At 42.8% G+C, this 11544-nt stretch carries 8 protein-coding genes; 3 read left to right on the plus strand and 5 right to left on the minus strand.

What is annotated here, in order from left to right; genetic code table 11:
• Positions 1 to 228: 228 nt before the first annotated feature.
• Entirely contained in the window at positions 229 to 2058 is a 1830-nt protein-coding gene (ilvD, locus tag HLH16_RS06880) for a dihydroxy-acid dehydratase (RefSeq protein WP_171528783.1), read from the minus strand.
• A gap of 429 nt (positions 2059 to 2487) precedes the next feature.
• Here ilvD and fmt point away from each other — a divergent pair, with 429 nt between their 5' ends.
• Positions 2488 to 3447, plus strand: a complete 960-nt coding sequence (gene fmt / locus HLH16_RS06885) for a methionyl-tRNA formyltransferase (protein WP_171528797.1) — start codon at positions 2488 to 2490, stop codon at positions 3445 to 3447.
• Positions 3447 to 4754 (plus strand): 16S rRNA (cytosine(967)-C(5))-methyltransferase RsmB, encoded by a 1308-nt coding sequence (gene rsmB, locus HLH16_RS06890; RefSeq protein ID WP_171528784.1) that lies wholly within the window; start codon positions 3447 to 3449, stop codon positions 4752 to 4754. Before fmt ends, rsmB begins: the two co-directional genes overlap by 1 nt.
• A gap of 195 nt (positions 4755 to 4949) precedes the next feature.
• Here rsmB and HLH16_RS06895 read toward each other — a convergent pair whose 3' ends face one another.
• The 3 genes from HLH16_RS06895 to HLH16_RS06905 form a co-directional block, all read right to left on the minus strand.
• On the minus strand, positions 4950 to 5060 hold the full coding sequence (locus tag HLH16_RS06895) for a methionine/alanine import family NSS transporter small subunit (RefSeq protein ID WP_004814066.1): 111 nt from the start codon (positions 5058 to 5060) through the stop codon (positions 4950 to 4952).
• Between the two features lie 10 nt (positions 5061 to 5070).
• Positions 5071 to 6546, minus strand: a complete 1476-nt coding sequence (locus HLH16_RS06900; protein ID WP_171528785.1) for a sodium-dependent transporter — start codon at positions 6544 to 6546, stop codon at positions 5071 to 5073.
• A gap of 409 nt (positions 6547 to 6955) precedes the next feature.
• Positions 6956 to 8401: an aldehyde dehydrogenase family protein gene (locus HLH16_RS06905; RefSeq protein WP_171528786.1), complete on the minus strand. Its 1446-nt coding sequence runs from the start codon at positions 8399 to 8401 to the stop codon at positions 6956 to 6958.
• 148 nt (positions 8402 to 8549) lie between these two features.
• On the opposite strand from HLH16_RS06905, the gene HLH16_RS06910 reads away from it, so the two are divergent.
• The gene (locus tag HLH16_RS06910; protein WP_171528787.1) at positions 8550 to 9242 is read left to right on the plus strand and encodes a TIGR04219 family outer membrane beta-barrel protein; all 693 of its coding nucleotides are present in this window, start codon (positions 8550 to 8552) and stop codon (positions 9240 to 9242) included.
• 301 nt (positions 9243 to 9543) lie between these two features.
• On the opposite strand, the gene HLH16_RS06915 is transcribed toward HLH16_RS06910, so the two are convergent.
• Positions 9544 to 10905: an MFS transporter gene (locus tag HLH16_RS06915; RefSeq protein ID WP_171528788.1), complete on the minus strand. Its 1362-nt coding sequence runs from the start codon at positions 10903 to 10905 to the stop codon at positions 9544 to 9546.
• Between the last annotated feature and the right edge of the window lie 639 nt (positions 10906 to 11544).

Raw genomic sequence — 11544 nt, forward strand, 5'->3', positions numbered from 1 at the left:
TTAATATTTACTGTTTCTGCGATATAAGTAAAAAATGCTAGTTTCGGACGAGTTTTTCAGATGAAAATGGTTTTACCTACTTTTGTCGAAACAAAAGTAGGTAAAACCGAAGGTTATAAACTGCAATTAAAAAATTTCCTTTAAGACTCCGTCGTGCTGAACCTATAAATCTCAAATAAAAAAAGCACCCCATCTGGAGTGCTTTTTTCAACCTGTAAAAACTACAAATTAAATTTCACGTACCGCGCCTTTCGCCGCACTTGTGGTATGCATCGCATACGCTTTTAATGCTTTCGAAATTTTACGTGGACGCTCTTCAACGGGATGCCAGCCTTTCGCTTCTTGCACTTCACGACGCGCAGCCATGGTTGCTTCGTCCACTGCCAAGTGAATAGTACGGTTTGGAATATCAATTTCAATCAAGTCGCCATCTTCAACCAAACCAATTGCACCGCCTTCAGCCGCTTCTGGCGACACGTGACCAATTGAAAGACCTGATGAACCACCAGAGAAACGACCGTCAGTCAATAAGGCACATTCTTTACCTAAACCTTTCGATTTTAGGTAACTGGTTGGATACAACATTTCCTGCATACCCGGACCACCACGTGGACCTTCGTAGCGGATGACAACTACATCACCGGCTTTAACTACACCACCTAATACTGCATCTACAGCGGCATCCTGACTTTCAAAGACACGTGCTGTACCATTGAATTTCAAAATAGATTCATCTACACCGGCAGTTTTTACGATACAGCCATCCAGCGCGATGTTGCCGTAAAGTACAGCCAAACCACCGTCTTTCGAGAAGGCGTGTTCTGCATTACGGATCACACCCGTTTCACGATTGCCATCTAAAGTTTGATAGTAGCGATCTTGCGAGAATGCTGTTTGCGTCGGTACACCGCCCGGTGCTGAACGGAAGAATTGATATACTTCCGGATCTTCAGTACGGATGATGTCCCATTTATCCAAAGCGTCTTTTAAGGTTTTTTCATGAACCGTTGGAACATCGGTGATTAACAGACCTGCGCGGTCAAGCTCTCCAAGAATCGACATAATACCGCCGGCGCGATGTACGTCTTCCATATGCACGTCTTGTTTTGCAGGCGCTACTTTACACAGTACCGGCACTTTACGAGATAAACGATCGATGTCGTCCATGGTAAAGTCAACACCTGCTTCATTTGCAGCAGCCAACAAGTGAAGTACGGTATTGGTTGAACCACCCATCGCGATATCCAAAGTCATAGCATTTTCATACGATGCTTTGGTGGCAATTGAACGTGGAAGAACGCTGTAATCGTCTTGTTCATAATGACGTTTAGTAATCTCAACAATCAGTTGACCGGCACGCTCAAAAAGCTTTTTACGGTTGGCGTGGGTTGCAAGTGTTGAACCATTACCCGGTAAAGATAAACCTAAAGCTTCAGTCAAACAGTTCATTGAGTTGGCTGTGAACATGCCTGAACATGAACCACAAGTTGGACACGCCGAACGTTCGTATTCTGCAACTTCTTCATCGCTAAAGCTGTCATCTGCAGCAACAATCATTGCGTCAATCAAATCGATGGCTTTTTCATTGCCACGGATTTTGACTTTACCGGCTTCCATTGGACCGCCAGAAACGAATACCACTGGAATGTTCAGGCGCATTGCTGCCATCAACATCCCCGGAGTGATTTTGTCACAGTTGGAAATACACACCATGGCATCCGCACAGTGCGCGCTGACCATATATTCCACTGAGTCCGCAATCAGGTCACGTGAAGGCAATGAATACAGCATGCCGTCATGACCCATCGCGATCCCGTCATCCACGGCAATGGTATTGAATTCTTTGGCTACACCGCCTGACGCTTCAATTTGACGTGCCACAAGCTGACCTAAGTCTTTCAGATGCACATGACCCGGTACAAACTGCGTGAAAGAGTTGACCACCGCAATAATCGGTTTACCAAAATCTTCATCTTTCATGCCGGTTGCACGCCATAAGCCACGTGCGCCAGCCATATTTCTTCCGTGTGTCGATGTTTTTGAACGATAGTCAGGCATTGTGTATTTCCAACAAAGTTTGTGCTCGAAATGAATTCTAGGATTCACTCTGGCTGAATGATACTGATATATAACGCTAAATCAGTCGAAATATAGACCTATCTTACTACAGCTTGCGGTTAAGCAAAGTCTCAAAAGCATGATCTTTTATGAGAGAAATCTATGGATCTTTCGACGATTCATATAAAATAAACTGATACTGAAAGCTAATATAACGCCATAGCACTGAATTAAATACAAAACTTTCATGAATAATTTTTTAATTTTGCATTACTTTATTTTATTACTAACCCATCTTAAATAAAGATCCAGCTTCAAAAATCTTCGATAAGTATCTTAGTTTCAGTAGCTTGTGAGTTCATGTACACGACCTTAGGTCTGGCTCTGGTTTTGCCTTATAATAAGTTAAGTTTATTTGGAATTTCATGTGTGAAAATCATCTTTGCGGGTACCCCAGAATTTGCAGCTGTCGCTTTAAACGCGCTGTTAAAAACCGACCATGAAATTGTGGCTGTTTATACCCAACCTGACCGCAAAGCAGGTCGCGGGCAAAAACTTCACGCATCCGCCGTCAAACAATTGGCTTTAGAACACAACATTCCGGTTTATCAACCGCTACATTTCAAATCATCGACTGAAGAAGGTCTGGCTGCGCAACAGGAATTGGCTGCCTTGGGTGCGGACATTATGGTGGTAGCAGCGTATGGCTTGATCTTGCCACAAGTGGTTTTAGACACGCCTAAATATGGTTGTTTAAATATTCATGGCTCTTTATTGCCACGCTGGCGCGGTGCAGCACCGATTCAACGTGCCATTGCCACAGGTGATCGCGAAACAGGCGTGACCATTATGAAAATGGCCGCAGGTCTGGACACCGGTGACATGATGTATAAAACCATCTGCCCAATTGAAGCCACAGATACTTCAGCCACTTTGCATGACAAATTGGCCATTCAAGGTGCAACCGCGATTGCCGCTGTTTTAGAGTCAGAAGAAAAACTGCAACACTATTTAGATACGCGTGAAGTTCAAGATGAAGCTTTAACTGTCTATGCGCACAAATTGTCAAAAGCTGAAGCTCAAATTGACTGGTCAATCGATGCGGTACAAATCGACCGTAATATTCGTGCTTTTAATCCGTGGCCCGTGGCATTTATCGTACTTGATGAGCAAAACAACTTACGGGTATGGAATTCCCAGTTATCCAATGCCACTGCAGAAAATGCCCAAGTGGGTGAAATCATTGCGATTGATAAACACGGTGTACATGTTGCCTGCGCAAATAACACTGTAATCACGCTAACTGCTTTACAATGGCCGGGTGGCAAACCGCTGAATGCCGTACAAATTTTACAAACTCAAAAACTGAATATCGGACAAATTTTATAATGAGACAATCTCCCCACGCCTCTGGTAAGACTTTAAACTTACGTGCTCAGGTTGTTAAAACGTTATTGGCTGTCCAAAATGGTCAATCACTGGCATCGGTGTTAAATCAACACATGAATATCGTGTCAGATAAAGACCGCGCATTGTATCACGAACTGGTTCTTGGTTGTCTACGCCAGTGGCACGCATTGAAACAGGTGACTTTACCGCTGCTTTCTGTACCGCTTCAAAATGCAGTGGTTGAAACCTGTTTATATGTCGGTTTATATCAATTGCTATGTACCCGTGTGGCTGCACATGCTGCAATTTCTGAAACGGTAGAAGCCAGCAAACAACTGGGCATGGAAAGTTTAAGTGGCGTGGTGAATGCCATTTTACGCCGTGCAACGCGTGAAACCGAGCAGTTCTACGATGTCCTGGAACAGGCATCAAATTTGCCAAGCTGGTTATCAAAACGTTTGAAAAAGGACTGGGGCGAGCAACTGGCTGAAATCAGCTATGAGCTTAAACAGGTTGCGCCACTGACTTTACGTGTCAATACCCGCCAGGTCAGCCGCGAAGAATACCTCGACATTCTGGAAGATGAAGGCATCGATGCACATCGTTGTGAACTTTCGGATGTTGGTATTGTACTGGATGAAAGTATTCATGTGCCGAGCCTGCCAGGTTTTGAAGCCGGCGGTTTTTCGGTACAAGATGAACACGCTCAGCTTTGTGCAAGCTTAGTACCTAATCTGGATGGCAAATTTGTCATTGATGCCTGTGCAGCACCCGGTGGTAAAACGGCGCATCTTTTAGAGAAATATCAGCCGAAAAAACTGATTGCACTCGACCAAGACGAAAAACGCTTAAAACGTGTGTCTGAAAACCTGGAACGTCTGGTTCTCGATGGCAAACACGTTGAAATTATCACTGCCGATGCAGTGAAATGGACTGCGCCTGAGCTTGCAGATTGCATCGTACTGGACGCGCCTTGTTCCGCGATTGGGGTGATCCGTCGCCATCCAGACATTCGTTTATTGCGTCAGTCGGGTGATATTGCCAAAACTGTTCAGTTGCAAAAACAGATTCTTGAAAATATGTGGCAACAGCTGAAAGTCGGTGGCACCTTGCTGTACATCACCTGCTCGATTTTAAAAGCTGAAAATGAACAGCAAATGGTCGATTTCTTCGCTAATCACGCCGATGCGCAAGAACAAAAAATTGATGCTGATTGGGGAATTGAACAAATTCACGGTCGCCAGTTGCTGCCACAAGTGGGTCATGGCGATGGTTTCTTCTATTGCCGTATCCAGAAAACTGCATAATGACATAACCGAGATGCAAATCAAAAAAGGTGGCTTTTGAGCCACCTTTTTTGTGTCTATGTTTTTTAACAGACAAATTAAAGATCACGAAACTGAGGGCTAAGGATGTCATGCTCCATTTCAGAAACAAAAAAGCCATCATCATAAATGATAATGACTTTCGTTTACAACAACAATCAGTTTATTTGAAGATTGTTAGTCTTCTGGTTCTTCCGGATTTTTTGCCAGATGAATTACAGACAGTACCAGACCACCCCATAATAAAACAATGGAGAAAATCATCATGATCAATGCAGATGTATTCATATTCCTTCTCCTAACTATGACGATCTTTAACTAGGCTTAATAGAACGGCGCCCAGAATAAAGAATGCAATAGTGCCCCCACCGATCACCCACAGCGTACTTGCGGGATAATCACCATAGCCTTCTGCCATGATTGATTTCAGGGTTAAACCCAATGCCAATAATAAAGACAACGGCGTGATCACGGTCAGCATGAACTTCCAGCTGGCACCAAGTTTCACACTGGAAAACTCGTTCACATGTATTTCTAGCTGTTTCATCAATGGACGGCGGAACCAGGACAATAAAATAATCGATAACAAACCACCACCGACAATACCGATGTTATTGGCAAAGTAGTCGATGATATCGACAAAGGTAATCGCACTATGTGTCGAGAACATTAGGGTAGAAATCACTGCTGAACCACCAGCAATAATCGTCACTGACTTGTTCTTTGACCAGCCCAGTTTGTCCTGGAACGCCGCAATCGGAACTTGCAGGATGCTCACCATAGAGGTAATACCCGCTACCGTCAATGAACCAAAGAACAGGAAGCCGAACAGGTCACCGCCTGAGCCTAAACTGGAAATGATTTTCGGGAAGGCAATAAAGGCCAGACCGATACCACCGGACACTACATCTTCAACTTTGGCACCTGAGCTGAACGCCATAAAACCAAGCGCTGCAAAGACACCAATACCCGCCAGAATTTCAAAAGACGAGTTAGCCAATGCCACCACGATGCCTGAACCAGTCAGGTTGGTTTTGCGTTTCAAATAAGAAGAATAAGTCAACATAATCCCGAAGCCCACCGATAGTGAGAAGAAGATGTGACCAAAAGCTGCCAGCCAGACTTTATAATTGGTCATGGCGTCCCAGTTCGGGGTAAAGAAGGCATTTAAACCATCAACGGCACCGGGTAAACGTACCGCCTGAATCACCAGGATCGTGAATAAAATCACCAGCAATGGCATAAAGATTTTATTCGCCAGTTCCACCCCACGGCGTACCCCACCGTAAAGAATCAGCATGACCACCGCCCAAACGACTACCAGACCAAAGAACAGTACAGGTACAAAACCGAAAGTCAGGCCCTCACCATTTTGAAGGTAGCTGTTGAAGAAGAAGCCCTGAGTATCTGTTCCCCACTGCTGTCCAAAGGAATAGAACATATAGCTGCCGGCCCAGGACAATACGCTGGCATAATAAATACCGATGATCAGGGTCACCATCACCTGCCACCAACCCAGAGATTCTGCATTCATGAGTTTTTTATAGGCCATCGGCGGTGCTTTGCGGAACTTGTGTCCGACTGCATAATCTAAAAATAATAAAGGTAAACCTGCTGCAAAAATCGCAATCAGATATGGAATTAGGAACGCGCCACCGCCATTTTCATAAGCAATGTAGGGAAAGCGCCAAATATTACCTAAACCAACAGCCGATCCAACCGCGGCAATAATAAAGCCCGATCGTGACGTCCAGTTTTCACGAGTATCTGTCATAAAACACCTCAACCTTAGGCATCTTTCGCTGCTGCTTGTTGTTGGGTTATCTCGCGAGCAAAAAAGTACCATTCAAAAAATTAATCTTTTTATGTCTGAAGTTAGTTCTACGCCTTTTGAGCATTCTGTCCTAAATTGCAAACAGGCAGTCATCACAAAATCTTGCTTAAAGTCTTTTGCTTCTTTTTGCCTTTCAATGCTTGAACAATACCCACTTTTTGGGCCTTTTTCTGTAGTTTTTGCGGAGATTATTTAATTTTATAATCTATAAATTATGAATTGATCAAAATATGGCTGATTTAACCCATTTTTAAGTCCGCGCACTTTTTTTAAAGTGTGAGCTGATTTTTTATTTTGCTTAAATCAATGGCAATCAGCTTATTTCAATATACTGATTGCCTGAATTTTTTTATCTTTTAATCGCTAAAATACGCTCTTCCTGCATATCACGAATCGCATATTGCACGCCTTCACGTCCCAGACCGGAGTCTTTTACACCGCCATACGGCATGTTATCGACCCGGAAAGAGGGAATGTCATTAATAATCACGCCACCGACATGCAAATGATCCCAAGCATAGAGCATTTTATTCAGATTCTGGGTATACACCCCTGCCTGTAAACCGAAACGGCTGCTATTGATTCGGTCTATGCCTTGTTCAAAGCTTTTATATTTCTCAATAATCGCGACTGGTCCAAACACTTCATCTTTATACACTTCTAAAGAGGCATCGACATTTTCAAGCAAAGTCGGTTCAAACATCACTCCGTTCAACTCACCACCGGCAAGCAGTTTTGCGCCTTTTTTCACGGCTTTATCGACCCATTTTTTCAGACGGATCGCTTCAGATTCCTTAATCATCGGACCGACCAGCGTGCTATCAAGCTCAGGATCAGCGGCTTTAATTTTTTTCAGTTTGGCGACTAGTTTTTTCTTCAGTTCGGCATAGACATCAGCATGCACTAAAATGCGTTGCACACTAATACATACCTGACCCGCATGGTTATAGGCACCGCCAATCAAGCGATCCACCAAAGCATCAGTAATTTCAGTATCCGCTTCAATCATGACTGCGGCATTACCACCCAGCTCCAAGATGACTTTCTTACGTCCAGCACGTGCTTTCATGTCCCAACCGACCACATCAGAACCGGTAAAACTGAGCAGTTTGAAACGGTCATCGGTGACCAGTACATCGGCATGTTCACGCGGACACGGTAAAATTGAAAATGCGCCTTTCGGTAAATCTGTTTCAGCAAGAACTTCGGCAATTTTCAACGCTGAAATAGGGGTTAAGCTGGCCGGTTTAAGCACAAATGGGCAACCCGCAGCAATTGCAGGGGCAATTTTATGCGCGGTTAAATTCAATGGAAAATTAAACGGGCTAATTAATGAGACTGCACCAACCGGTGCATACTTCATCATGCCTTGATAACCTGATGCAGCTGCTGTCACAGCCAAAGGAATCATGCGGCCATCATCCAGTTGAGTTACGGCATCGGCCGCAATTTGAAAGGTATTGATTAAGCGTTCCACTTCAGCAGCAGCTGCCTTACGTGGTTTTCCGCCTTCTACAATCAGAATTTCAGTCAACTCCGCTCGCATTTCATTAAAGCGTTTCACACAATGCAGTAAAATTTTTTGTTTTTGAAAAGGTTCCAAAGCTGCCATTTCTTTTTCCGCTTTTACTGCGGATTGAATGGCTTTTTCGATGGTTTTTTCATTGGCCAAAGCGACCCGTGCATAAACTTCATGCGTATATTTATGTTCTACTTCAAGCCATTGCTCGGTTTTAACCGCTTTACCTGCCACATACAGAGGATAATCAATCACTTTTACAGCTTTATCTACCATGTAAAAATTTCCTTTCATTTTCTAGAAATAACAACAATGCAATTTTTTTTTGATTCACTATATGATGCGCTGAGTTGGGCAGCAGTTCACTATATTTAAGTAACAAAATTATTTTCTAAAAATAACAGATCAGATATTTAGGATATCCATGCAATCACTCAAATTATTTTGCCTCATCCTTGGACTTGGCGCAGTCAGCTCTGCACAAGCCGATTTTATTGGTGTTAAAGCCAGCATTGATTACTGGAACTACAGTGCCGATTTAAGCAATCCAGCATCAGCACTTCCACAACCCCAACTTGAAGATGATCACGCTATGTCATTTTCCGTGGCCGTAGAACACCCGGTACCCTTTTTGCCGAATGCAAAAATTAAACATAGCAATATACAGGCTGAAAGTGATCAGAGTTTGGCAGGGGTGAAAAGCCATCAGGTCGATCTCGATTATTCAGACTTCATTCTGTATTACGAAATACTCGATAATGTCGTGTCTGCCGATGTGGGCTTCGGTGCCAAATTACTGGATGGAGATCTCCAGCAGAACTTTACCCAAAATACTGAAATCAGTGAAACTTTACCGATGCTCTATGCAGAAGCAGGGGTAAAACTGCCCTTTACCGGTTTAAGTGCCAAAGCAGAAGCCAGTTTTGCCAAGCTAACGGATACACAAGTGACCGATGCTCAGCTAGAACTCAAATATAATTTTGTGGATACGGTACTGGTCGATGTCGGTGCTAAAGCCGGTTATCGCATTTTGGATATTCAGCTCGAAGAAGGTTCAAACCAGGAAGCGAAATTGAAATTTAAAGGACCTTATATTGGTCTAGAAGCGCATTTCTAAAGCAGTGTTGTACGCTTTAGCTTACATGAACTGCAGAAAACGCCAGCTGTTCAAGCCGTTTGATTCACCCTATATTTAATTCATCAGGAAACAGGACGTTTCCCAAACTAAAAACAATAATAATCAGTTTGAGCATCAGGATGTGAGGTACGACAGGAGTTATACCTAAGTCACCAATACGAAGAAGCCCTATCAGGATGATGGGGCTTTTTTCATGCCTCAAATTCATCTCATACAGAAAAAAAGCCTCCCGAAGGAGGCTTAAGTTTTACAAAAATCTATCTTATGTAGATGAACTGCTTTAAGAACGTATAGCTCGTGCAGATGCCACAACTTTTGCTTCAGCTTTAATTTCAGCCGATTTTGCTGGACGGATAAAGAATATGGCAAGTGCACCAATAATCCCAGGAATAGCCACAGCGATAAAATTCCATTTATGCGGCAGTTCCATGCCCAAAAGCATGCCGATCACGATTGGACCGACAATCGCCCCAGTACGGCCCACTGCTGATGCCCAGCCAATACCCGTTGAACGGACTGCAACCGGATAATACTGTGCAACATAACTGTATAGCAAAATACTGCTACCAATTGAGGATGCACCTGCCAGACTCACCAGTAAATAAATAACAGGCTGTGGAGAATTGAAGCCTAATCCAACTAAAGAAAGTACACCTACAGTTAACATACCAATCAGAACGCGTTTAAAGTCAAAGCGGTCAGCTAAAACCCCTCCACTGATTGTTCCAATCACTGCTCCAATATTCAATGCCAGTAAGAACATTAAGCTGCTGCCTAAAGAATAACCTGCTGCCATCATCAATTTTGGCAACCAGCTGCCTAATGCATAAAGCATTAATAAGCACATAAAGAATGCAAGCCAAAACAGGAATGTTCCTACAGCACGATTTTCAGTGAACAATTCTTTTACTGAAGTACTTCCGCTTTGATCAGTTACAGCTAAAACCAATTGTGTATTTGCAGATACTTGCGCAGTCGGCTCAACTTTTTGTAAAAAATTACGCGCCTGATCTTGTTTGTTTGCTTTAACCAGAAATATTAAAGATTCAGGCAGGAATTTCCAGAACAATGGCACAAACAGTAAAGGAATCACCGCAATCTGGAACATGATTTGCCAGCCATAGTCTGCGGTAAACCATGTTCCGCACAAAGCTGCCATAATCCCGCCCATGGCATAGCCACTGAACATGGTGGTCACTAAAGTACTGCGCACACGTTGCGGTGCATATTCTGCAGTTAAAGCCACCAGATTTGGCAATACACCGCCAATGCCCAAGCCTGCAACAAAACGTAATATTCCAAATTCTGTGGGATTAGTGGCAAATCCGCCTAAAAAAGTAAACAGGCTGAACATTGAAACGCAAATTAAAATCACTTTTTTGCGGCCAATTTTATCCGCAAGCATGCCAAAGCCCATTGCGCCAAACATCATGCCGGCCAAAGCGGTACTTGCCAACATGCCTGCCTGCACGGCACTCATGCCCCACTCTTGCATCAGTAAGGGCAAAACGACTCCATTAATTGCTAAGTCATAGCCGTCAAATAAGACGATAAACAGGCACCAAAGCACAAGTTTCAAGTGAAATGACTTGAACTTGGCCTGATCCACTACAGCATTTACATTCATTATTGTTGCTGTCATGAGTACTCACCTCCAATTGTGAGACTTTATAATTTCAATCTACAATGGGTTTCTGGTGGAATTTTGTCCACAACTTGAAAGGCATAAACCCATACCCTGAAGGTATGAAAAATCCTATTTGGAACAAAATGTCAGGACAACACACACTAAGAGTAGGATTTTTTGTTACATATTTTGCTGTGAACTATAGTTCACGCTTATTTTATTTATTAAAAACAATATCTTAAAAATTTAAAATTTTATACCCGACTAAAGATGATTTGATTGAAAGATTGTCAGAGTTTGCCGACTAAAGTCCTAAAATGACAAGAACGGATACGTTGAAATGCACCCTTAAATCCTAGGTAATATTAAAGAATGTTTATATTGGGATAGATATTCATTCAGATAAATTTCATATTATAAATACATCAGGACGCGCTATTTTTATCAAAGCAAAAACAGCAATAAAATTTGAGAGAATGAAGTACGATCGAAGTGATACCGAAGCAACTGATATAAAAAAGCCCTCAATCTGGGACTGTTCTAAATTTTGTGTAAGTACTTAATTTTCATTTATCCTACTGAGGATAATAAAAAGAGGTACTTCACATGGATGAAGCTACAATCAAAAGTATGGCAGCTGAATTAGCTAAAGGT

The sequence above is a fragment of the Acinetobacter sp. ANC 5378 genome (assembly GCF_013004315.1).
Taxonomy (GTDB): Bacteria; Pseudomonadota; Gammaproteobacteria; order Pseudomonadales; family Moraxellaceae; genus Acinetobacter.